This is a genomic window from Clostridium pasteurianum DSM 525 = ATCC 6013 (assembly GCF_000807255.1).
In the GTDB taxonomy this organism is placed as follows: domain Bacteria; phylum Bacillota; class Clostridia; order Clostridiales; family Clostridiaceae; genus Clostridium_I; species Clostridium_I pasteurianum.
In genome coordinates this window covers 2,953,212-2,979,378 of the sequence record NZ_CP009268.1, presented here as the reverse complement: position 1 = coordinate 2,979,378, position 26,167 = coordinate 2,953,212, and the positions used below count along the sequence as shown (strand labels likewise).

Annotated in this window: 18 protein-coding genes; all 18 read left to right on the top strand. The window is 31.0% G+C overall.

The features are described 5' to 3' along the window. Positions 1–295: 295 nt before the first annotated feature. The 18 genes from CLPA_RS13520 to pfkA all read left to right on the top strand — a co-directional run bounded on the left by CLPA_RS13520 (position 296) and on the right by pfkA (position 26,117). Complete coding sequence (locus tag CLPA_RS13520; RefSeq protein ID WP_174548965.1) at positions 296–1,504, top strand: S41 family peptidase; 1,209 nt, start codon at positions 296–298, stop codon at positions 1,502–1,504. Between the two features lie 371 nt (positions 1,505–1,875). Beyond that, on the top strand, positions 1,876–3,138 hold the full coding sequence (locus tag CLPA_RS13515; protein ID WP_003442911.1) for a PDZ domain-containing protein: 1,263 nt from the start codon (positions 1,876–1,878) through the stop codon (positions 3,136–3,138). Between the two features lie 89 nt (positions 3,139–3,227). Further along, positions 3,228–5,213, top strand: a complete 1,986-nt coding sequence (gene uvrB, locus CLPA_RS13510) for an excinuclease ABC subunit UvrB (protein ID WP_003442892.1) — start codon at positions 3,228–3,230, stop codon at positions 5,211–5,213. 63 nt (positions 5,214–5,276) lie between these two features. Beyond that, entirely contained in the window at positions 5,277–8,099 is a 2,823-nt protein-coding gene (uvrA, locus tag CLPA_RS13505; RefSeq protein WP_003442890.1) for an excinuclease ABC subunit UvrA, read from the top strand. A 65-nt stretch (positions 8,100–8,164) separates the two neighbouring features. Continuing rightward, positions 8,165–8,641 carry an FHA domain-containing protein gene (locus tag CLPA_RS13500; RefSeq protein WP_003442886.1) on the top strand — a complete coding sequence of 159 codons (477 nt, stop codon included), beginning with the start codon at positions 8,165–8,167 and terminating at the stop codon, positions 8,639–8,641. Between the two features lie 7 nt (positions 8,642–8,648). Next, a complete protein-coding gene (locus CLPA_RS13495; RefSeq protein WP_003442872.1) occupies positions 8,649–9,854 on the top strand; it encodes an FtsW/RodA/SpoVE family cell cycle protein in 1,206 nt (401 codons plus the stop codon). 2 nt (positions 9,855–9,856) lie between these two features. Beyond that, a complete protein-coding gene (locus CLPA_RS13490) occupies positions 9,857–11,308 on the top strand; it encodes a peptidoglycan D,D-transpeptidase FtsI family protein (protein WP_003442869.1) in 1,452 nt (483 codons plus the stop codon). 34 nt (positions 11,309–11,342) lie between these two features. Further along, positions 11,343–11,954: a metal-dependent hydrolase gene (locus tag CLPA_RS13485; protein ID WP_003442865.1), complete on the top strand. Its 612-nt coding sequence runs from the start codon at positions 11,343–11,345 to the stop codon at positions 11,952–11,954. An 11-nt stretch (positions 11,955–11,965) separates the two neighbouring features. Continuing rightward, the gene (uvrC, locus tag CLPA_RS13480; RefSeq protein ID WP_003442863.1) at positions 11,966–13,840 is read left to right on the top strand and encodes an excinuclease ABC subunit UvrC; all 1,875 of its coding nucleotides are present in this window, start codon (positions 11,966–11,968) and stop codon (positions 13,838–13,840) included. 198 nt (positions 13,841–14,038) lie between these two features. Further along, positions 14,039–14,968, top strand: coding sequence for a UDP-N-acetylmuramate dehydrogenase (gene murB / locus CLPA_RS13475; protein ID WP_003442862.1), 930 nt, complete (start codon positions 14,039–14,041; stop codon positions 14,966–14,968). 212 nt (positions 14,969–15,180) lie between these two features. Next, on the top strand, positions 15,181–16,101 hold the full coding sequence (locus CLPA_RS13470) for a ketopantoate reductase family protein (RefSeq protein WP_003442859.1): 921 nt from the start codon (positions 15,181–15,183) through the stop codon (positions 16,099–16,101). Positions 16,102–16,428: 327 nt separating this feature from the next. Continuing rightward, positions 16,429–17,313: an RNase adapter RapZ gene (gene rapZ / locus CLPA_RS13465; RefSeq protein WP_003442850.1), complete on the top strand. Its 885-nt coding sequence runs from the start codon at positions 16,429–16,431 to the stop codon at positions 17,311–17,313. Next, the gene (locus tag CLPA_RS13460) at positions 17,310–18,656 is read left to right on the top strand and encodes a gluconeogenesis factor YvcK family protein (RefSeq protein ID WP_003442839.1); all 1,347 of its coding nucleotides are present in this window, start codon (positions 17,310–17,312) and stop codon (positions 18,654–18,656) included. The genes rapZ and CLPA_RS13460 overlap by 4 nt, the downstream gene beginning before the upstream one ends. Before the next feature lie 121 nt (positions 18,657–18,777). Further along, a complete protein-coding gene (gene whiA, locus CLPA_RS13455; protein WP_003442836.1) occupies positions 18,778–19,731 on the top strand; it encodes a DNA-binding protein WhiA in 954 nt (317 codons plus the stop codon). A gap of 6 nt (positions 19,732–19,737) precedes the next feature. Continuing rightward, positions 19,738–21,045: a DRTGG domain-containing protein gene (locus CLPA_RS13450; protein WP_003442833.1), complete on the top strand. Its 1,308-nt coding sequence runs from the start codon at positions 19,738–19,740 to the stop codon at positions 21,043–21,045. 77 nt (positions 21,046–21,122) lie between these two features. Next, a complete protein-coding gene (locus CLPA_RS13445; protein WP_003442830.1) occupies positions 21,123–21,407 on the top strand; it encodes a Dabb family protein in 285 nt (94 codons plus the stop codon). 12 nt (positions 21,408–21,419) lie between these two features. Then, positions 21,420–24,923, top strand: coding sequence for a DNA polymerase III subunit alpha (locus tag CLPA_RS13440; RefSeq protein ID WP_003442827.1), 3,504 nt, complete (start codon positions 21,420–21,422; stop codon positions 24,921–24,923). A 234-nt stretch (positions 24,924–25,157) separates the two neighbouring features. After that, positions 25,158–26,117, top strand: a complete 960-nt coding sequence (gene pfkA / locus CLPA_RS13435) for a 6-phosphofructokinase (RefSeq protein ID WP_003442824.1) — start codon at positions 25,158–25,160, stop codon at positions 26,115–26,117. The last annotated feature ends 50 nt before the right edge of the window (positions 26,118–26,167 follow it).

Genomic DNA, 26,167 nt, shown 5'->3' with positions numbered 1-26,167 from the left:
ATAATATTGTCTTAAATTTAAATTGAATATATAATTTTGACATGCAGATATAATTTTATTTTGCATGTCATTTTATTTACTTAACTTTGAATTATGAATTATACTATAGTAAAATAACATTTTGAATAGAAAACATATATAGATTATTTTATTTATAGATTTTAACCAAAAAATTTATAGGCTTTAATTAATTTTTTAAGAATTTTGCAATTTATTTTTTTATAGTGTTATAATTAATTCATATTTACATAAATAATAAAAGGAGTACTACCAAAACAGAGGAGTGAATATATTGATAAATAACAAGAAAAAATGGATAATATTTACTGTGGCTATATTAATAGTAACAAATGTGCTGACATTTTTAATTGGGAATAGAGTTACTTTAAGTTTACCTAATGGAAATGTAGAGATAAGCAGAACCAGTTTAGATGAAGTAATGAAATTTAAAAAGTTATTTTTAGTAAGAGAACAATTGTATAAATATTATGACGGTAAAATTGATGATAACGCTTTAGTGAATGGGGCTATTAAAGGTATGACCAATTCTCTTAATGATCCTTATACAGTATTTATGGATGCAGAGGAAACAAAGTCTTTTAATAATCAACTTCAAGGACAGGAGTATGTAGGAGTTGGTATACAGGTTGAAAATAGAGAAGATAAAGTTACTGTTAATGCTGTATTTGAAGGTTCACCAGCAGAAAAAGCCGGTGTAAAATCAGGAGATAGTATAATTAAGGTAAATGGAACGCAAATTACAGGAACAGAGCTTAATAAAGCAGTTTCTCTTATGAAGGGAAAAGAAGGTACAAATGTAACATTAACTATACAGAGAGCTGGTAAGGGAAATTTTGATGTAGTTGCTAAAAGAGAAAAAATTGAATACAATACGGTTACAGGACAGATGTTATCTAACAGTATTGGTTACATAGACATATCTATGTTTGATGAAAATACCGGAGAAAATTTTAATAAAAAATTACAAGAACTCAAGAATTCAGGAATGAAAGGATTAATATTGGATTTAAGAGATAATGGAGGCGGAATTTTGGATGATTGTTTAGATGTTGCATCTAACTTCGTAGATAAAGGAAAGACTGTAGTTTATACGGTAGATAAAAATGGTAAAAAACAAGTTTATAAATCAAAAGGTGGAAGTGCTATTGGTATTCCATTAGTAGTACTTACAAATGGAAATACAGCTAGTGCATCGGAAATATTCTCTGGTGCAATAAAAGATTATAAGGCAGGTACTTTAATTGGTGAAAAAACTTTTGGTAAAGGGGTAGTTCAAACAAGTTTTAATACTGGAGATAATACTCAATTAAAAGTTACTATATCAAAATGGTATACTCCTTTGGATGAAAATATAAATCATAAAGGATTTCAACCAGATATGGAAGTGAAATATCCACAAGAGTTGTTAAATAAGCCTTATGATAGAAATTCAGATCCACAATTTAAAAAGGCTTTAGAAGTAATCAGCAGTAAGATTAAATAAATATTTTTAGCAGTATTGAAGCTTTATTTACAGAGTGACTTCAGATAATGTATATTTTTGTCTGAAGTCATATATTTAACCTGACTAACTTGGCGTAAGTCTCCAACGCACTCTGTACAGCCCACACACAAAATCAAAAAGAAGATTTTGGTTCTCTGCTTGCACTCTGTGAAAGCGACCAAATACAAAATAAATTTTGTTTTGTCTGCTTTTCTTTAAGTGGGAGTTCGACGCCAATGCCAAGTAAGTCATGCATTTGCAGTTCTAAAATTAAGATGGGATAAAAGAATCCCCACCTGAATTAAGAACTTGCTTCAATTGTGATAGGATCACAGGGAAAAGTAGTTTGGTGAGAGGGGAATTTTATTTTAATGAATATTGCATTATATGTACTTAAGTCAATTTCACAGGCAATAATTACACCACCATATGTTTTTATACTTCTTATGTTAGCATTTATACTATACACAAGGAATAAAAAAATTGTTATGATGCAGAAAATGATAATAGGTGAACAGCTAAATTCAACTTTTGTATTGACTATTTCTCAAATAGTTATTGGAATATTTGCTGGAACTATAGCTAGCTTAATAAGTTCTTATCTTGGAATAGCATTTGTCAGTCAAATAACTATAACTTTAATGTTTATGATATCCATTATACTTATGATATTTGGCAATAGATTTATATGTTTTTCCTATTCTGCTGGTATATTGTCTTTGATGAGTGTAGGTATACAGTTTATAGGGTTGATTTACCATATAAATATGAATCAATTTGAGTTTTTAAAGACAAATGTAGTTATGCTGATTTCACTTGTAGCTATATTACACATAATAGAAGGTATACTTGTGATTATAGATGGGGATAAAGGAACAATTCCTGTATTTACTAATAAAAATAATACTATAATAGGAGGATTTGCACTTAAAAGATATTGGATAATTCCTGTAGCATTGATGTTTGTTTTAAGTGGTCCAAACATTTCATCTGGATCTGAAGTTATTGGTTACAGCATAGTAAAAAATGCTGCTGTTGCTTTTTTTGCCTTTTATGGAGTAATAGGATACAATTCTATAACTTTTACAAGGAGCAAGAAAGAAAAAGTTATATCTTCAGGGATGGGCATAGCAATATATGGTATTATTTTGCTTATAGTAGCACAAATTGGCAGAATAAATTTATTAGGGGAATTTTTAATAGCTATTTTTGCACCTTTAGCCCACGAAATAATGCTTAAAATCCAAACTTATATGGAAACAAAAGGAGCACCTAAATATGTAAGTACTGATGAGGGACTTATGGTTTTGGAAGTGGCACCATCTTCTCCAGCTTCTGAAATGGGAATTAAAAGTGGAGATAGAGTAGTTGAAGTAAATGACAAAAAGATAATAAATGATCAGGACATAATAGAAGCTTTAAATAATGTATCCACATTTATATGGCTTAAAATAAAAACTGTTCATGGAAAATTAGAACAAGTTGATTATAATAAAATGAATAAAAATAAAAGATTGGGAATAGTTTTTGTTCCTAGAACTATTCCTAAAAATAGTGTAGTTATGAAATATGATAGAAGTTCTTTTCAAGAAACTTTGGATAAAGTAAAGAAAGATGAAGAAGATAAAAAATAACTCTACGGAGTTTATATAAATAAATTGACAATAGCATTATGAAAGTGTAAAATTGTTATACGAACAAATGTTCAGTGGAGGAATTTTGTATGGGTAAATTTAAAATATGTTCAAAATTTAAGCCTACAGGAGATCAGCCTGATGCTATAGATAAATTGGTGAAAGGAGTCCAAAGTGGCAATAAATTTCAGACTTTGCTTGGAGTTACAGGGTCAGGAAAAACTTTTACCATGGCTAACATAATTGAAAGATTACAAAAACCAACTTTAGTATTAGCACATAATAAGACTTTGGCAGCACAATTATGTTCTGAGTTCAGAGAATTTTTTCCAGACAGTGCAGTGGAATATTTTGTATCTTATTATGATTATTACCAACCTGAGGCCTATGTACCTCAAACGGATACATATATAGAAAAAGATGCATCTATAAATGACGAAATAGATAAATTAAGACACTCAGCTACATCGGCACTTTTTGAGAGACAGGATGTAGTCATTGTAGCTTCTGTATCTTGTATTTATGGATTAGGTAATCCTGATGAATATAAAAAGTTATCCATTTCCTTAAGAGAAGGTATGGAAAAGGATAGAGATCAGGTGTTAAAGAAGCTTATAGAAATTCAATATGAAAGAAATGAGATAAACTTCATCAGAGGAACTTTTAGAGTCAGAGGAGACACACTGGACATTTTTCCAGCATCCTCTACCAGTAAAGCTATAAGAGTGGAGTTTTTCGGAGATGAAATTGACAAAATAAAAGAATTTGATGTATTAACTGGAAATATAATAGGTGAACTTAAGCATACCGTTATTTTTCCAGCATCCCATTTTGCTACTTCAAGAGATAGATTAGAAGTAGCTATAAATAAGATAGAAGCTGAGCTTGAAGAAAGACTTAAACAACTTACAGCAGAAGACAAACTTTTAGAGGCACAGAGACTTAAGCAGAGAACTAATTTTGATATAGAAATGATGAGAGAAGTGGGATATTGCACCGGTATTGAAAATTATTCCAGGATTATGGATGGAAGATCCGTGGGAGAGCCACCCAAAACACTTATAGACTATTTTCCGGAGGATTTTATGTTGTTTATTGATGAAAGCCATGTAACACTTCCTCAGGTTAAAGCTATGTATGGTGGTGACAGATCTAGAAAAAATACACTTGTAGAATATGGATTTAGGCTTCCATCGGCTTTTGATAACAGACCTCTTAAATTTGAAGAATTTGAGAAAAAATTTCACGATGTAATTTTTGTCAGTGCCACGCCCGCTAAATACGAATTGGAGCATTCAACTAATGTGGCAGAGCAGATAATAAGACCTACTGGATTACTGGATCCTGAGATAATTGTCCTTCCAGTTAAAGGCCAGATAGATGATTTGTATGGAAAGATAAATGAAACTATAGATAAGGGCTTTAGAATATTAGTTACTACTCTTACAAAGAAAATGGCTGAGGATTTGACAGATTATTTGAAAGGGATGAATATTAAAACTAGATATATGCACTCTGATATAGATACTATAGAGAGAATGAAAATCATTCAGGGACTCAGAAAAAAAGAATTTGATGTTTTAGTGGGAATCAACCTTTTAAGAGAAGGGCTGGATATTCCAGAGGTAGCTTTAGTAGCTATTTTAGATGCAGATAAAGAGGGTTTTTTGAGATCAGAAACATCTCTTGTTCAGACTATAGGAAGGGCAGCAAGGAATTCTGAAAGTAAAGTTATAATGTATGCAGACACTATAACTAGATCTATGGATAAGGCTATAAGTGAAACCAATAGAAGAAGAACTATACAAATAGAATACAATACAAAAAATGGAATTGTTCCTACCACTGTAAAAAAAGATATAAGAGAAATACTGGAGATATCTAAAGTGGCAGAAGAAAAAGCTGAGTATAATAGTTTAGAAGAGGCAGTAAATGCAAATAATGAGAATATAGAGAAAGTAATTAAAAAATATGAAGAAGAAATGAAACAGGCAGCTAAAGACCTTCAATTTGAAACTGCTGCAAGACTTAGGGATACAATTTTTAATCTTAAGAAAAAGCTGAAGAAAAAATGAAAAGTTCATAGATTAATTGAGTTAATGTATCAATTGATCTATGCTTATAAGGGGTGAAATACTTTGCAGGATAAAATAGTTATTAAAGGTGCTAAGGTAAACAATTTAAAAAATGTTAGTCTCACTATACCTAGAGATAAATTTGTTGTATTTACAGGACTTTCTGGATCGGGAAAATCTTCTTTAGCTTTTGATACTCTTTATGCAGAAGGTCAGAGGAGATATGTAGAATCATTATCTTCCTATGCAAGACAATTTTTAGGGCAAATGGATAAGCCGGATGTAGAATACATTGAAGGACTTTCTCCAGCTATATCTATTGATCAAAAAACTACAGGAAGAAATCCAAGATCTACTGTTGGAACAGTTACAGAAATATATGACTATTTAAGATTGCTTTATTCTAAGGTAGGTATTCCTCACTGTCCAAAATGTGGTAAGGAAATAAGACAACAGACCATTGATCAAATGGTGGATAAAATTTTAGAACTACCAGAAAGGACCAAAATACAAATATTATCACCAGTAATTAGAGGAAGAAAAGGTGAACATGTAAAAGTACTGGAAAATATTAAGAAAAATGGATTTGTAAGGGCAAGGATTGATGGGGAGATACAGGAAATTGAAGGTGAATCAATTAAGCTTGAAAAAAATAAAAAACATCATATAGATGCAATTGTGGATAGAATTGTTATAAAAGATGGAATAAAGAGCAGACTTACAGATTCATTGGAAACGGCTTTAAAACTTGCAGAAGGAATTGTAATAGTGAATATAATTGATGGAGAGGATATGCTCTTTAGTGAAAGTTTTGCATGTCCTGATTGTAATATAAGTATTGGAGAATTAGCTCCAAGAATGTTTTCCTTTAATTCACCTTTTGGGAAATGTGATACTTGTGATGGACTTGGAACCCTTATGGAGATTGATGAGGATTTAGTTATACCAGATAAGGAGAAAAGTATATCAGAAGGTGCCATAGCTCCTTGGGGAGAAGGAAGACTAAAGGAAGATTCCTGGACCTATAGTATACTTACAGCTCTTCAAAAAAGATATAATTTTACTATAGATACCCCTGTAAAAGATTTGGATCCTGAAGTATTAGATATAATATTATATGGAACTAAAGGGGAGAAACTTGTAGTCTATTATAATAAAGACAATCAAAACATGCAGTTTAACCATCAGTATGAAGGTATTATAAATGAACTTAGAAGAAGATATATGGAAAGTAATTCTGAATATATAAAAAATGAAATAGAAAATTATATGAGTGATAATCCCTGCCCTAAGTGTAAAGGAGCTAGATTAAAACCAGAGGTATTAGCGGTTACAGTGGGAGATAAAAATATATTTGAATTTTGCAGCTTACCCATAAGAGACGAACTCAACTTTATAAATAATTTGGAATTAAGTGAAAAGGATAAAATAATAAGTAATCAGATACTTAAAGAAATAAAAGACAGACTGAAATTTTTAATTGATGTAGGGTTAGATTATTTAAATCTTACAAGAGCGGCTAGAACCCTCTCAGGAGGAGAATCACAGAGAATTAGACTTGCTACTCAAATAGGATCAAGTCTTGTAGGGGTTTTATACATACTTGATGAACCAAGCATTGGTCTTCATCAAAGAGACAATGATAAATTAATAGCTACTATGAAACATTTAAGGGATATAGGAAATACATTAATAGTAGTTGAACATGATGAAGATACTATAAAAGAAGCAGATTTTATAGTAGATGTAGGACCTGGAGCAGGAGAACATGGAGGAGAAATAGTTGCAGCTGGTGATCTTCAATATATTAAAAATTGTAAAGAATCTATAACTGGTCAATATATTACTGGAGAGAAAAAGATAGATGTACCAAAAAAAAGAAGAAAATTCAGCGATAATTTTATTAAAATAATTGGTGCTAAGGAAAATAATTTGAAAAATATAAAGGTAAATTTCCCAATAGGAGTATTAACTTGTGTAACTGGAGTTTCTGGATCGGGAAAGAGTACTCTTGTCAATGAAATATTATATAAAGGACTTAACAAAAAAATAAATCACAGTAAGGCTAATCCAGGAAAACATAAGGAAATTCAGGGGATAGAAAATATTGATAAAATAATAGATATAAATCAGAGCCCTATTGGAAGGACACCAAGATCTAACCCGGCTACCTATACTGGAGTATTTGATATAATAAGAGAATTATTTTCTGTAACAAATGACGCTAAGATGAGAGGGTATAAACCTGGAAGATTTAGTTTTAATGTTAAAGGTGGAAGATGCGAAGCCTGCAAAGGTGATGGAATTATAAAAATAGAGATGCAATTTCTATCAGATGTATATGTACCCTGTGAGGTATGTAAAGGAAAGAGGTATAATAGGGAAACTTTGGAGATAAAATATAAAAACAGGAATATAGACGATGTACTGAATATGACTGTAGAAGAAGCAGTGAAGTTTTTTGAAAATATACCTAGGATTAAAAATAAACTAGATACATTAATGGATGTAGGATTAGGATATATAAGACTTGGGCAGCCTTCAACACAACTTTCTGGAGGGGAAGCTCAGAGAATAAAGCTTGCCTATGAATTATCTAAGAGAAGTACTGGGAAAACTCTTTATATATTAGATGAACCTACTACGGGGCTTCATATAGATGATGTAAGCAGGCTTGTTGAAATACTTCAGAGACTTGTGGATACTGGAAATACTGTAGTAGTTATAGAACATAATTTAGATGTAATAAAGTGTGCAGATTATATTATCGATTTAGGACCAGAAGGCGGGGAAAAAGGAGGAAATATATTGTGCACAGGTACTCCTGAGGATATAGTAAAAAATAATTTATCTTATACAGGACAATATTTAAAAAAAATGCTATAATTGTACTAGGACTAGCATGAATATTATGCTGGTCCTTTATATTACACGGCGAGAAGGTGAAGTGTTTGATACTTAATAATTTATATCTAGGATTAGTACTAGAGACTTCAGGTTTTAGTAAATTAAGTCTCATCTTTAAAATATTTATTATTGCAGTAATATATTTAATAATTGCTTTTGCACTTAGAATAATGTATAAAGACATGAAAAGTGGAGATAAGAAGCGAGTAAAAAGAAAAAAGACCTTTGGTTTAGAAGTTGTAGATGGCGGAATGAATAATATGGTAAGAAAGGGTTCAGTGATACCCATAGACCGTGAAGTAACTATAGGACGAAAAGAAGATAATACAGTTGTACTTGCTGAGGAATATATTTCAGGTCATCATGCAAGAATTTATATGAAAAATAATAATTATATATTTGAAGACTTAAACAGCACTAATGGTACTATAGTAAATGGACAAAAAATACAGGAGAAAGTGTATATTCGTCCAGGAGACAAAATAGAAATAGGAACAATTGTATTTAAGGTAATAGGATAGGTGAATTATGGATAGTATAAAAGAAGAAAAGCGGTTGCTTAGAGTTACATATCTTTTTTGTATAATAAGTTTTTTTAATATATTTTTGATAAAAACACCCTTTGATAATGTAGCACTTATTATAGGTGGAATTATATGTATACTTATGGGATATTCAAACTTTATAGTTAGAAGATTTTTCCCTGATGGAGATAAATACATTCTCATTTTTGCCTGCATACTTTCAAATATAGGTATGGTTATGATATATAGACTAAAGCCCGCTGATGCCATAAAGCAGATTATATTTTTTGTGGTTGGAATTGTAATCTTTATTTTGATAGTGGTTATATTACCAGAGCTAAAAAAATATGTGAAGTTTAGATATATATTTCTTGTATTAACCCTGGTATTTATATCTATGCCTACTCTACTAGGGGCTGCTGATGTTAACGGTTCCCAGAACTGGGTTCATTTTGGCGGCTTTAGTTTTCAACCATCAGAGTTTGCAAAATTATTTTTAATTGCCTATTTGGCATCTGCTTTCAGTAAATATAAGAATTTTAAACAACTTATAGAACCGGCATTTATAGTAATGGTTTCGCTTGGTTTTATGGTATTGCAGAAAGACCTTGGTTCTGCACTTATATTTTTTGCTATATCAGTAACTATGTTATATATTTGTACTGGTAAATTTAAATATGTTTTAATTTGTCTATTGTTGTTTTCAGCAGGAGCTTTTATAAGCTATAAACTGTTCGGGCATGTAAGACTTAGAGTTATGATATGGCAGGATCCATGGCCTTATAAGACGAATCAAAGTTATCAGGTAGTGCAATCAATGTACTCTATAGCTTGGGGAGGATTATTCGGAACCGGTTTAGGGCTAGGATATCCAGGATTTGTGCCAATAAATGATTCTGACTTTATATTTGCATCCATAAGTGAAGAAATGGGAGTACTTATGGGATTTGCAATAATGATTTTATATTTCTTGTTATTTTATAGATGTATGAGAGCAGCTCTATTTGCAGAAGATAAATTTTCAAGGCTTTTAGCAGTTGGCTACAGTGCGATGATAGGTGCTCAGGTATTGGTAATAGTAGGGGGGGTCACAAATATGATTCCACTTACGGGGATTACCCTGCCACTTGTAAGTTATGGAGGTACTTCCATGATTATTACATTTATGGCACTTGGCATACTGCAAAAGATCTCTGAAGGAGGAAGGTAAGCTTGAATGATATTTCCGTTGGAATAAAGAAGGTATTGTTTGTTTTTCTCTTATTATTTATAGTGGTTATATCTTATGTTGCATATTTTGAAGTATATGTGGCTCCTAAAATTGTAAATAATACAGATAATAAAAGACTTTGGGCTAAAAGAAATGAAGTATTGAGAGGAACTATTTACGATAGAAATAAAAATGCTCTTACAAAGAGTTCAAGGGTTAATACATTAACTCAAAAAAGAGAGTACACTGGTGGTGCCGTATTTGCGCATGTACTGGGCTATGTGAATCCAAGTTATGGAATAACTGGCCTTGAATCTAAGTATGATCAATATCTTATGGGTGCAAATGATATGAGTATAGTGCAGTATTTAAAAGAATTTATAGCTAATAAGGGCTCTGTAAAAAAGGAAGATAAAAAGGGAAATGACCTTATTACCACTCTTGATAGTGATGTACAAAAACAAGCCTATAATCTATTGAGTAATACTGGACAAAAAGGGGCGGTAGTGGCACTTAATCCTAAAACTGGTGAAATATTGGCCATGGTATCAGCACCTTCTTTTAATCCAAATGATAGTGAACTTACAGCACAGTGGAAATCAATTTCTACTGATAAAAGCAGACCCTTATTAAATAGAGCTGTATCTGGTCTATATCCGCCTGGTTCTACTTTTAAAACTGTTACAGCTATAAGTGCATTAGAAAATATTAGTGGAGTTATGAATCAAACTTTTAATGATACTGGAGGAATTAGATTTAATTCAAAGTATGCACTTAATAACTTTGGAGGAGAAGTCCTTGGAAGTATAAACTTAAAACAAGCTTATATACACTCTAGTAATCAAATATTTGGTACCTTAGGTTTGACTTTAGGTAATAATAAGCTAAAAAAGACAGCAGAGGATTTTTATTTTAATAAAGATATACCTAGTGATGGTATTGTCATAGATAAAAGTAGATTTCCTACTTATGATTCCAGTGAACCGGGAAATATAGCACAAAGCGCTATAGGACAAAGTCAGGATCTTGCTACACCCATGCAGATGGCATTGGTAGCAAGTACCATAGCTAACGATGGAGTAATGATGAAGCCCTATCTTGTTAATTCTGTAATATCAAGTACAGGAAATACTATAATGACTTATAAACCTGAAAGTATAGGAAATGTTACTACTCCTGAAATAGCTGCCACTATGAAGGAATTTATGAGAGGTGTTGTAACAGATGGTACTGGAGGAAATGCAGATATAAGTGGTTTAAATGTATGTGGAAAAACTGGTACAGCAGATCATCAGGATACATCAAATGCAAGGCCTCATTCATGGTTTATTGGATTTGCACCTATGGAAAATCCTAAAATTGCAGTAGCTGTAATTGTGGAAGATGGAGGTCAGGGAGGTATCCAGGCAGCTAAAATAGCTGCTGGGGTTATAAAAACTTCACTTTCAAAATAGGTCAATGATATAAATATAAACAAAGGAGAAATGTATGACAGGAAAGACTCATGCTGTAATGGGAGCATCTGTTGGAATTGCAATAAGCAGTAAGATTCCTGGAGAATTGAGTATTATAGCGGTGATAATTCTTATTATTTCATCACTGCTGCCAGATATAGATCATCCTAAAAGTATATTTAATAAATATATATTACCAGTAAAAAATAAAATGGTTAAGGTAAGCGTGTATGGAGGCATAGGGACAATATTAATAGTATTTAATATATTTTATAGGAATATACCTGAACTTATGGTGATTGGAATGGTACTGATAATTGTTGCTTTTTCATCGCATAGAATGGGATTTACACATAGCATATTAGGTATGATTGTATTTGCATTTATAGTAAATTATAGGGCTTTACAATATAATAATATCTATTTAGTTTATTACTTTATCATAGGATATAGTACACATATCATAGGTGATATGTGTACTAATAGGGGAGTGCCTCTTTTCTATCCCTTAAAAGGTAAAAATATAAAATTTCCCTTTACTTTTAGAGTAGGATCTAATAATGGAAAATTCATTGAAGATATTATAGTGATTATTTCTATTTTATACATAGCTTATCGATTTCCAATGCTCCTTAAGTTAAAATAGGAGGTGATTTAATGTTTGATTTCAAGTATCAGCTAAAGCTTTTGCCAGATAAACCAGGAGTTTATCTTATGAAGAATTCTCTAGGTGAAGTTATATATGTGGGTAAAGCTAAAATTTTAAAAAATAGAGTTAGACAATATTTTCAAAGTTCTAAGAATCATTCTGAGAAAGTAAAAGCTATGGTGAAAAATATAGCTGAATTTGAATATATCGTTACAGATTCTGAGATAGAAGCTTTAATTTTAGAATGTAATTTAATAAAAAAATACAAACCGCGATATAATATTTTGCTTAAAGATGACAAACACTATCCTTTTATAAAAATAACTACAAATGAAGATTTTCCAAGAATTTTTGTAACAAGAATTATTGCAAAAGATGGAGCAAAATATTTTGGACCCTACGTAGATGTTTCGGCAGTATATGAAACTATGGAGCTAATAAAAAAAATATTTCCTATAAGAACCTGTAAAAGAACTATAATAGAGAATGGAAATATTACAAGACCGTGCCTTAATTATCATATAAATCTTTGTACGGCACCTTGTGCAGGGCTTATAAGTAAAGAGGATTATAGTAAAACTGTAGGAGAAATTATAAATGTTTTAAATGGAAAGGATAGTATTATAATTAAGCAGCTTAAAATGGATATGGAAAAAGCTTCAGAAGAGATGGACTTTGAGAGGGCAGCTTTTTTAAGAGATAAAATTATAGCTTTAAATAAAGTAAGTGAAAAACAGAAAATAATGACAGGCAGTTTTGAAAATGAAGATTTTATAAATTTAGACAGTGATGAAAAGGATACCTGTGTAAATATATTTTTTGTGAGAAATGGAAAAATAGTTGGAAGAGAACATTTTATGCTTGAAAATACTTCTGGAGAAGATAAAGCTATAATCATATCCCAATTTATCAAAGAATTCTATGGTGGAACAGCTTTTATACCTAAAAATATATATGTACCAGATATATTGGATGTAGAACTTTTAGAACAGTGGCTTACTATGAAAAGAGGTTCAAAGGTAGAAATTAAAATTCCTCAAAAAGGTGATAAGAAGAATTTATTGGAAATGGTAAAAAGGAATGCTTCCGCTACTCTAGATCAATTTAAATTAAAGATATTACAAGATAAAGCTTTACATAAGGAAACTTTACAGGATTTAGCTCATATACTAAATCTTGAAGAACTTCCTAATAGAATTGAGGCCTATGATATTTCTAATATTCAGGGAGTTGATTCCGTTGGTTCAATGGTGGTATTTGAAAAAGGAAAGCCCAAAAATAGTGATTACAGGCGTTTTAAAATAAAGACAGTTAAGGGAGCCAATGATTATGACAGTATGAGGGAAATACTTATCAGAAGATTTAAAAGGGGATTGGATGAGGTTAAAGCTATAGAAGAGAGAAATTTAGAATTAAGTGCGGGAAAGTTCTGTATTTTCCCAGATCTTATACTTATGGATGGCGGACTGGGACAAATAAATATAGCTTTAGAGGTTTTAAAAAAATTAAACATAGATATACCTGTTTGTGGTATGGTTAAAGATGATAGACATAATACAAGAGGACTTATATATAATAGCGAAGAATTGTTTTTGAAAAAAAACTCAAATGTAATGCATTTTATTACTAGAATTCAAGACGAAGTTCACAGATTTGCTATAAGTTATCATAGAAGTCTTAGAGATAAAAGAATTCTTCACTCTGTATTAGAGGATATACCTAATATAGGTGCTAAGAGAAGAAAAGAGCTTTTAAAAAAATTTGGAAGCATAGATAATATAAAAAAAGCTTCTTATAAGGAATTATTAAGTATAGATTCTATTGATACTAAGGCTGCAAATAGTATATTAGATTATTTCGGTAAGGCATCTTTAGAAAAATAGCTATTTGAAACATCATTTTTTTATATTTAATTAGAATAATTGAATTTATTGTAAGTAATCTAAGAATTTTTTCGATTTTTATTAAATTATATATTAAATTTCCTAGAAAAGAATGTAAACTTAAAAATTTTATTCTTGATTACGATAGAGGGATAGATTATACTAAATTTTATATGAATATTTTTGAGGAGATTCAATATGGAGCATTTTAATGATTTTTTGATTAAACTATCTAAAATAATTGACGAAGAAAACATAGAATTTAATGCAGAAATGAAAGAACATACTTCATTTAGAGTAGGTGGACCTGTAGATGTATTGGTGACTCCTACTAATTATGATGAAATAATTAATATAATACAACTATGTAAGAATTATAATGTTTCCTTCTATATAATTGGTAATGGATCTAATTTATTAGTTAAAGACGGTGGAATTAGAGGTGTGGTAATTAAGCTTACAAAACTAGACAAAATCGTTGTAGATGGCGAAAAAATAACAGCCCAGGGAGGAGCAACTATAGCAAAGACCAGTAGGATTGCTAGAGATGCTAGTCTTACTGGATTAGAATTTGCATGTGGCATTCCGGGAAGTGTAGGTGGGGCTTTAGCCATGAATGCTGGAGCTTATGATGGAGAAATGTCAATGGTAGTGGAAAGTTCATTGGTATTAGATAAAAATGGAAAGTTTTTAAAATTGGATAAACAACATTTAGAATTGGAATATAGAATGAGTACTATATTAAAAAATGATTATGTGGTTTTAGAAGTTACTTTTCAACTAAAAAAAGGTGATTATGAAAAGATTAAGAATAGAATAGATGAACTTATGGAGAGAAGAAGAGAGAAGCAGCCTTTAGAATATCCTTCAGCTGGAAGTACTTTTAAAAGACCAACGGGATATTTTGCAGGAAAACTTATTCAAGATAGTGGACTTAAAGGCAGAAGAGTAGGGGATGCAGAAGTATCTACTAAACATTCAGGATTCATAATAAATAAAGGTAATGCTACGGCTAAGGATATACTTGATTTAATCCATATAGTAAAAAAGACCGTTAAAGAAAAATTCAATGTAGAACTTCATCCAGAAGTTAGAATAATTGGAGAAGATAAAAAGAAAAAAAACTGATTTTATGTTTTTAAAGCATAAAATTAATCTTTTATGCTATCATATTTATATAAACTTTTCACATGACTAACTTGGCGTAAGTCTTCAACTTCTTCAAATGGGAGTTCGACGCAAAGTAAGCCATGCATTTGCAGTTCTAAAATTCAGATGGGATAAAAGAATTCCCACCTAAATTAAGAACTTGCTTCAAATTGATAGACAGGGAGGTTAAGATGGTGAAGATAAAAAAGGTATCATTAATAGGCTTAGGAGCTATTGGTTGTGCTTATGGAAGTAAAATATATGACATGAATCCCGACTCAATAAAAATTATAGCTGGCGGTGAAAGGATAAAAAGGTATAGAGAAAATGGATTTTTTATCAATGATAAAAAATATGATTTTAAATATGTAACTCCAGAAGAAAAATGTGAGCCGGCAGATTTGATTTTAATAGCTGTAAAATCAAATCAGTTGTTAGAAGCTATGGAAGATATCAAAAATCACGTGGGAGAGAATACCATTATATTATCTTTATTAAATGGAATTACCAGCGAAGAAATAGTCGGTAAAAAGTTTGGAATGGATAAAATGCTTTATTCCCTATGTGTTGGTATTGATGGCAATCGTGATAAAAATAATATTAAATTTTCCAGCTGTGGAAATATAACTTTTGGAGAAAAAAAGAATGTTAATTATTCAGAAAGAGTAAAAGCGGTAAAGGATCTTTTTGAAGAGGCTGATATACCCTATGAAATTCCAGAAGATATGATGCATGCTCTATGGTGGAAGTTTATGATTAATGTCAGTATAAATCAATCTTCGGCAGTGTTAAGAGCTAAATATGGTGCTTTTCAGACTAATGTTGAAGCAAGAAATCTTATGGATTCAGCTATGATGGAAGTAATAAAGTTATCCGAAAAAGTGGGTGTAAATTTAAATAATGATGATGTAAAAAGATGGTATGAAGTGTTGTATAGCATGAATCCTGATAGCAGAACTTCAATGCTCCAGGACATCGAAAGCTGCAGAGAAACAGAGGTAGAGATGTTTGCAGGTACAATATGTAAGTTGGGAGAAAAATATAAGGTGGATACTCCTGTAAATAGGACTTTATATAGTATAATAAAAGTTATTGAAAAGAAAGATAATTAATTTAGAGGTTGCCCTTAGATTGTAAATTTTAAGGACAACCTTTCTTTTCTGATGATTCATCTGATGAATATGAGTTTGGAAGATGATAATGGAATAAATATGTATAAAATTTAAGAGTATAGAATTTTCATGCTTGATAGCTTTATGTTATAATTAAAAGACTATTAAAATAATATTTTGATAGCTTAATTGATAAATTTAATTAGCAATGTAATTATACATTGAATATCTATAAATGAAATTTTAGTTTTAAGAGAGAATTTAGAATTAGAAAGGTAGGTGAAACCCTGATTTAGAGTATATTAATAACAACTAGATCAGGCATTTATGAGATTTGTAATTGTTACAGGATTATCAGGAGCTGGTAAAACTCATGCAATAAGAAGTTTAGAGGATTTAGGATATTTTTGTGTTGATAATTTACCGCCAACTTTAATATCAAAATTTGCAGAAGCCTGTTTTCAAGCAGAGGGTAAGATAGATAGAATAGCATTAGTTATAGATATAAGAGGAGGAGAATTTTTTCATGATTTATTTGAAAATCTCAGTAAGCTTGAAAATGCAGGATATAAATATGAAATATTATTCTTAGATGCCAGTGATGAAGTACTTGTGAAGAGATATAAAGAATCTAGAAGAAAACATCCACTTTCACCTCAAGGAAGAGTTATAAAAGGCATTGAATTGGAAAGATTAAAATTAAAACAAGTAAGAAATAGAGCAAATAATGTAATAGATACTTCTAATCTTACTACCAGAGAACTAAGAGAAAAAATAACTCAAATATACGAACAGGAAGGGCAGATGGAAACTCAACTTATTATAACAGTACTGTCCTTCGGCTTTAAATACGGCATACCAGTGGATTCAGATTTGGTTTTTGATGTGAGATTCCTGCCAAACCCATTTTACATACAGGATTTGAAGTATTTCTCAGGAAATGATAAACCCGTAAGTGATTATGTATTGGGATTTGAAGAAACTAGAGTATTTATAGATAAATTAGCTGATATGCTTGAGTATTTAATTCCTCATTATTTAAAAGAAGGCAAAAGACAGCTAATAGTTTCCATTGGATGTACTGGTGGAAGGCACAGATCTGTTACTATAGCAAATTCTATTTACTCAAAGTTAAAGGCTTCAGGGCATAATGTTAATGTAGACCACAGAGATATTAATGAAGATGTAAATAAAGGTGGTAAAAAATTATGAAGCTAATAGATTGGATCAGACCTGGCATTAAAGTTAAGAGATGGGTAATGCTTGGAATCCTAGGAATTATGCTGATTACCTTTGGATTAGCAGAGATTATTAATAAAAGCAGGTTTTATAGTAAGGAATATAATGCTTATTATATATTTCTTATAATAAGCGGAGCTTTCATACTTTATATGTCAGTAACTCAGGGAATGAAATCTATTATTGCGTTAATAAATAAAGGATACTTAAATGTATCTTTGGACTCAAGAAAACTTGGAAATCTTATATATGAAAAGAGACTTTTAGTAAAGGGACCTAAAATTGTTGCCATAGGTGGTGGAACAGGACTTTCCACTATGCTTAGAGGATTAAAATATTATACATCAAATATAACAGCAATCGTTACAGTAGCTGACGATGGAGGCGGCTCAGGGGATTTAAGAGAAGATCTTGGAATGCTTCCTCCTGGAGATATAAGAAACTGTATTTTAGCTTTATCAGATACAGAACCATTAATGGAGGAATTATTACAGTATAGATTTAAAGATGGAAGGCTTAAAAATCAAAGTTTTGGTAATCTATTTTTAGCAGCTATGGATGGATTATCAAATAATTTTGAGGAAGCTGTAAGAAAGATGAGTTCTGTATTAGCTGTAACTGGTAGAGTTGTACCTGTAACTTTGGAAAATGTCACTCTAAAAGCGGAACTGAAAAATGGAGTAATTGTAGAAGGTGAATCAAATATTCCGGAAGCTGTAAAACAATATGAAAGTGCTATTGAAAGAATATTTATAAATCCTAAAGATGTAAAGGCACTAACTGAAGCCATTAATGCTATATTAGAAGCAGACGCAATAATACTCGGCCCGGGAAGTCTTTACACCAGCGTAATTCCAAATCTTTTGGTAAAGGACATAGCTTCTGCACTGCATAAGACAAAAGCTTTGAGATTATATGTTTCCAATATAATGACTCAACCTGGAGAAACAGATGGGTATTCTGTATCGGATCACATAAAAGCTATATATAAACATGTAGGAGATGGTATAGTAGATTATACGGTGATAAACACTGAAGAAATAGATGAGGTACTTCAGGATAAGTATCTTGAGAAGACTTCAGAATTAGTTAATATAGATGAAGAAACTCTGAAAAAAATGGGTGTAGGAACCGTTAAGGGTAAATTTATAAAGATTAAAAATGGATATGTAAGACATGATTCAGAGAGATTAGCAGATATATTAGTTGAAACTATTATGGATAAGAAATTGTTCTACGATCGAAAGAAAATTATTGAATATTTCTATTTGTCTGAGAGATTAAAAGAAAACAAAGGATTTGAAAGAAAAGAATAAAAATCAAAGAGGTGTATTGATTGTTTATTTTTAGCTAAATAAAAGAATTTTAACATTAAATATATTGGAGTCTTATACTTTTAAATATTTAAACTAAAAATAAATGAGGAGTAGAATAAAAATGTCATTTTCATCTAAAGTAAAAAATGAAATTTGCAGATTTACTGATTTTTCAAAAAAGGAAGCTGTAGCAGAATTATCTGGTATAATGAAGGCAAGTGGAACTCTTTCTTTTGTAGGAAATAAAAAAATAAATTTTAGAATTATTACGGAGAATCCTGCTATAGCAAGACTAATATTTAAATTGTTAAAGGATCATTTTAAAATACATACTAAGCTAATGGTGAAGAAAAGTAATTCTCTAAAGAAAAGTAATGTATATATAGTTCACATAAGTGAGGAAATGCATATAGGGGATATTTTGAAGGAAGTAGGAGTGCTGAAGGAAGATAATGGTATTATATCATTAAATTATGGTATTCCTGAAAGAATAATTAATGGAGATGAATATAAAAAATTATATATTAGAGGTGCATTTTTAGGTGGAGGAAGTATTAGTAATCCTGAAAAAACTTATCATTTGGAATTTGTAACTCACAATGAACAGTATTCAAGAGAGCTTAGTAGTATAATAAATAGTTTTGGATTGAATTCCAAGGTTATACAGAGAAAAAGCAGTTTTGTGGTATATATAAAAGAAGGAGAGCAGATAGTAGATTTATTGAATATAATTGGAGCTCACAGCAGTCTTTTAGAATTTGAAAATATTAGAATAATGAAAGAAATGAGAAACAATGTAAATAGATTGGTTAACTGCGAAACTGCAAATCTCAGTAAGACTGTTAATGCGGCAGTGAGACAAGTGGAAAGTATAAAGCTCATTGAAAAGGAAATAGGACTTTCAAGGCTTCCTAAAAATCTTAAAGAAATAGCTGAAATAAGATTAAATTTTCCAGATGAATCTCTTAAAGAATTGGGGCAGATGTTGAATCCACCAGTGGGAAAATCAGGGGTTAACCATAGACTTAGAAGAATTGAAAAAATTGCAGGAGAACTCAGAAGAGAGGGAAGATAAAAACTTATGTCAAAACATCAGGAAATTATAAATTATGTACGTTCACTTAAATCAGGAACTAAAATATCGGTTAGAGGCATAGCAAATAAATTAGAAGTTAGCGAGGGAACTGCCTATAGAGCTATAAAAGAATGTGACTCCATGGGTATTGTTACTACCATACCAAGAGTTGGAACTATAAAAATTGATAAAGTTGAAAAAAAAAGTATTGAAAGTTTAACTTACGCAGAGGTTGTAAATATAGTTGAAGGAACAATACTTGGTGGAGAAAATGGTATTCATAAAACTCTCGATAAATTTTTAATAGGTGCTATGACCTATGATGCAGCAAAAAAATATATTAGTCCGGGATCTCTTGTCATTGTAGGTAACAGAGAGGATATACAAAGCCTCGCACTTATGAGTAATTGTGCTGTTTTGATAGCAGGGAGCTTTGGATGTGCAGAAAATATAAAGAAATTGGCAAATGATAAGGAGCTACCTGTAATTTCTTCTTCCTATGACAGTTTTACTATTGCTACTATGATAAATAAAGCAATATCAGAAAGTCTTATAAAAAAAGATATCATATTAGTAGAGGATATTATGGAATCAGATGTAAATTATATGAACATGGATGATTCTGTAGGTAAATGGAGAGAGCTTTTAAGAACTACTAAACGTGATAAATATTTAATACTGGATCGTAATAAGAAAATAGTGGGAATAATTACGCTTAAAGATATAGATATTGATATAGAAAATGATGAAATTATAAGTAAATTTATGAATAAAGATATAATGACTGTTACTCCTAAGACTACTGTAGCATATACGGCTCATATTATGGGATGGGGAGGGGTAGAACTGGCCCTTGTAATGGAAGATAAGGAATTAGTAGGTATAGTTGACCGTGAAGATGTTATAAAAGCCCTGCAATATGCATTAAGACAGCCTCAAGTAGGAGAAACTCTTGAGGACATTATACTTAAAAATTTTAAGTATGAGTATAATGAGTTGGGAAGAATGCATTTTAACGGTAGAATAATAGCTGAGATGTTAGATGTTATAGGAACTGCTTCTTGGAGTTCATTGAATATGCTATTGTCAACTATGGGAATTATGACATTAAGACATAAAAACAATATAAATGTTTCCGTAGATAGTATTACTACGTATTTTATGAAACCAGTTCAAATGGATAGTGTCATAGATGTTTTTACAGAAATAGTAGATATGGGAAGAAATTTTTCTAAGGTACAGGTTGATATGTTTGATTGTAATAAAGAATTAATTTCAAAACTCATGTTATCTGCAAAAGTGCTCAAAAAGTAGTTAGATTTTTTAAATTTATTATAGAGTTGAAATTTTTTTGATTTCATATATTATATAATTTATAAGGAGGAGTTATTATGTTTACTCATATTGTATTTTTTAAATTAAAGGATAGAAATAATACTAAAAAGGCAAAAGAATTACTTCTTTCCATGGAAGGAAAGATATCCTTTTTAAAGGAAATTAAAGTTGGAGAAGACGTAGTACATTCACAGAGATCCTATGATATAGCATTGATTACTAAGTTTGATTCTAAAGAGGATATGGATAATTATCAGGTGAATCCAGTACATGTAAATGAAGTAGTAAAGTACTTAAAGCCTATGCTGGAGGGCTCTGCTTCTGTGGATTTTGAGGAATAGAGGAGGAGTCAAATGGAGAAGGAGAGTTCACATAAGGATTTTGTTCATCTCCATGTACATACAGAGTATAGTCTTTTAGATGGTTCTGGTAAGATAAAAAAATTGGTTTCAAGGGCTAAAGAACTTGGAATGAAAAGTCTTGCTATAACAGATCATGGTGCTATGTATGGAGTGGTGGATTTTTATAAAGCTGCTAAAGAAGCTGGGATAAAACCAATTATAGGCTGTGAAGTATATGTAGCAGGAAAATCTATGCATATAAAACATCCAGATAAAGAAAATGAAACTTATCATCTTGTATTATTGGTAAAAAATGAAGAGGGCTACAGGAACCTAATGCAGATAGTGTCTTCTGCTTCCATTGAAGGATTTTATTATAAGCCTAGAGTAGATCACGATTTTTTAAAACAGCACAGCAGTGGAATAATTGCTCTAAGTGCTTGTTTGGGAGGAGAAGTACAATCTAAGATTTTAAAGAAAAGTAGGGAAGCTGCAGTAGAAGCTGCTCTTTTTTATAAAAATATATTTAAAGATGGATTTTATCTTGAACTACAATATCATGGAATTGATGAACAGCTGAGGGTAAATGAGGAACTGGTAAATATGTCAAAAGAACTGGAAATCCCCCTTGTAGCTACCAATGATGTACACTATATAGATAAAAGAGATTATAAATCTCATGATGTCCTTCTATGTATTCAAACAGGAAAAACTGTCAACGAGGAAAATAGAATGAGATATGCTTCTGATGAATTCTATTTAAAATCTCCAGAAGAGATGTATAAACAGTTTTCCTATGTACAAGAAGCTATGGATAATACCTGTAAAATTGCACAAGAGTGCAATTTTGACTATAAATTTCATGAATCAAAATTGCCTAATTTTCCATTAAAAGAAGGATTAGATCATTTTGAGTATATGAAAGCCCTTTGTTATGAGGGACTAAAAAAGAGATATAATCCTGTAACAGATGAGCTTACAGGTAGACTGGATTATGAACTTAAAATAATAAAAGAAATGGGATATGTGGATTATTTTTTAATAGTATGGGATTTTATAAGATTTGCCAGAGAAAATGGTATAATGACAGGGCCAGGAAGAGGCAGTGGAGCAGGTTCTATAGTAGCCTATACCCTAGGAATTACTAAGATAGACCCTATAAAATATAATCTTATTTTTGAAAGATTTTTGAATCCAGAGAGAGTATCTATGCCCGATATAGACTCTGATTTTTGTTATGAAAGACGTCAGGAAGTTATAGATTATGTGGTAGAGAAGTATGGTAAAAATAATGTTTCACAAATTGTTACCTTTGGAACTATGGCAGCAAGGGCTTGCATAAGAGATGTAGGAAGAGCAATGGATTATTCCTATGCGGAAGTGGATAAAATAGCTAAAATGATACCCTCTATGTTGAATATTACCATTGATAAAGCGCTTGAAATCAATCAGGAGTTAAAACAAATCTATGAGGAAGATGATAGAATTAAAACTCTTATTGATATTTCAAGAGATTTGGAAGGGCTTCCAAGACATACATCAACCCATGCTGCGGGAGTGGTTATAGCATCGCAGCCTTTAGTAAATTATGTACCACTTCTTAGAAATGAAGATGCCATAGTAACTCAATTTACTATGAATACGTTAGAGGAACTTGGATTATTGAAGATGGATTTTTTAGGACTGAGAACACTTACAGTTTTAAGAGATGCTGTAAATATGATAAGGGATAATAAAGGGGTAAAAATAGACTTAGATTCTATAGACTTTAATGATGAAAAAGTATATAAGATGATTGGAGAAGGTAAAACAGTTGGAGTATTTCAATTGGAATCTCCGGGAATGACAAGTTTTATGAAAGAACTTAAACCAGATAATTTTGAGGATATAATAGCCGGTATAAGTCTTTATAGACCTGGTCCCATGAAAGAGATACCAAGGTATGTAAAAAACAAAAATGATCCAGAGGGAGAAGAATATATCACACCAGAACTAGAGCACATATTAAATGTTACCTATGGCTGTATGGTTTATCAGGAACAGGTTATGCAGATAGTTAGGGATCTTGCAGGATATTCCATGGGAAGAAGTGATCTGGTAAGACGTGCTATGTCGAAAAAAAAGCATCATGTAATGGAAGAGGAAAGGCGTAATTTTATATATGGAATTACAGATGATGAGGGAAATATAGAAGTAGCAGGATGTCTTAGAAATGGTATTTCAGAAACAGCTGCTAATAAAATATTTGATTCTATGATGGACTTTGCAAGCTATGCTTTTAATAAATCTCACGCAGCAGCTTATGCAGTAGTAGCCTATGAAACTGCATATCTTATGAAGTATTATCCAACAGAATTTATAGCTGCTATGCTTAACAGTGTAATGGGAAATAATGAAAAGGTAGCATATTATGTAAGATTTGCAAAAGAAATCAATACAGAACTTTTACCGCCAGATATAAATGAAAGCTTTTCAAAATTTACTGTTAAAAATGAAAAAATACGTTTTGGAATGGCTGCAGTTAAAAATGTAGGTGTTAATGTAATAGAGAGTATAGTTAAATCTAGAAATGAAAAAGGTAAATTTATAAACTTTGTTGATTTTTGTAACAAAGTCGATATTGGAATAGTAAATAAAAGAGCAGTTGAAAGCCTCATAAAGGTAGGAGCTTTTGACTATTTTAAAATATATAGGTCAAGACTTTTAGCGGTTTATGAAAAAGTAATGGATGGAATCAGTAATCAGAGAAAGAAAAATATTGACGGACAGATAAGCTTATTTGGTAATTATCAAATGAATAGTGAAAATTCTTATAGTGATATGGATGTAAAGTATCCAGATATTAAAGAATTTCAAAAAAAATATATATTGACAATGGAAAAAGAGATGACCGGTCTCTATATATCGGGACACCCTTTAGATGAATATAAAGAAACTTTAGATGCTTCAGTAAATACAAATATATCAGATATAGTAATTGCAGAATCTTTGGAAGAAGTAAATTCCTCTGAAAACTATAAGGTTAAAGACGGGGATAGAGTAGTTATAGGCGGCATATTGACAGAGGTAACAAAGAAAATAACCAGAAATAACTCCATGATGGCATTTTGCAAAATTGAAGATATGTATGCTTCCGTAGAAGTTATAATTTTTCCTAATGTACTTGAAAAGTTTAAAATTCTTATAAAAGAAGATGAGATGATAATACTAAAGGGACGGGTAAGCATAAGAGAAGATGAACAACCTAAAATTATATGTGAGGATATAAAACCATTGGTAAAGATAAATAGTTCTAAGGTTTATATTCAAATTGAAGATGAAAATCAGGTTGTAAATACTATAAAAGAAATAGAAAATTTTCTTTCGGAATTTAAAGGTAGTACGCCCATATATATATGTACTAGGAAAGAAAGAAAAAAGTTTATGCTTCCCAGCAGTTTATGGATAAAAGAGGATATAGAGATATTAAACTTTTTGAGGAAGAGATTTGGAGAGGAAAATCTAAAAGTATGTTAACAATTATTGTATATTATTTTGTAAAATAGTACAAAATAATATGGATAATTTTTAATTTATTATATAATATAATAAAATTTAATTATATTTGTTATAAAGCATTGAAGTTTTTCTCTATTTCTATTAGAATAAAGACGGAGTGATTAATTTTTAGGGTGGACATTTCAATTCATAGTGAATTTTATAAAGCGTGTGGGACATATTTAGTCCCCGATGGTCGTAGGAGGTATGTATATGAAAACAATAGCTGTGCTAACAAGTGGTGGAGATGCACCTGGTATGAATGCTGCCATAAGAGCAGTGGTAAGAACTAGTCTTGACAAAGGAATTAAGGTTATGGGCATTAAAAGAGGTTACAGTGGATTAATAAATGGTGAACTCTTTGAAATGAAAAGACAAGATGTATCTGATATAATTCAAAGAGGTGGTACTGTTTTAAGAACTGCTCGTTGTGCTGAATTTTTAACAGAAGAAGGTAGGAAAAAGGCTGCAGGAGTTCTAAAGGTATTTGGTGTAGATGGATTGGTAGTTATAGGTGGAAATGGATCATTCATGGGAGCACAAAAGCTTTCAAAACTTGGAATTTCTACTGTGGGAATTCCTGGAACTATAGATAATGACTTACCATATACAGAATATACATTAGGATTTGATACCACTTTAAATACAGTATTAGATGCAATAAATAAATTGAGAGATACTTCTACTTCTCATGAAAGGGTAAGCATAGTTGAAGTAATGGGAAGAGACTGTGGAGATATTGCTCTATATTCAGGTATAGCTGGAGGAGCAGAAAGTGTTATAATTCCAGAAAAAGGTTATGATTTTGATGAGTTATGCAAAACTATTCTTGAAGGAAAATTAAAAGGAAAGATGCATAGCTTAATTTTAGTGGCAGAAGGTATAGGTGGTTCAATGGAACTGGCTAAACAGGTAGAAAGTGTTACTGGTATTGAAACAAGAGCAACTATTTTAGGACACATACAAAGAGGTGGAAGTCCATCTGCCTTTGATAGAATGCTTGCTTCAAGAATGGGAGTTAGGGCTGTAGAAGTTCTAATTGAAGGAAAAACATCCAGAGTTATTGGAATAAGAGAAAACAAAATAACAGATGATGATATAGACGAAGCATTAGCTGTACCAAGAAAATTTGATGAAAGACTTTATGAGATATCAGAGATACTTTCAAGATAGCTTTCATTAAATATATATATATTAGAATTTTAAAGTATAAGGAGAGTTTA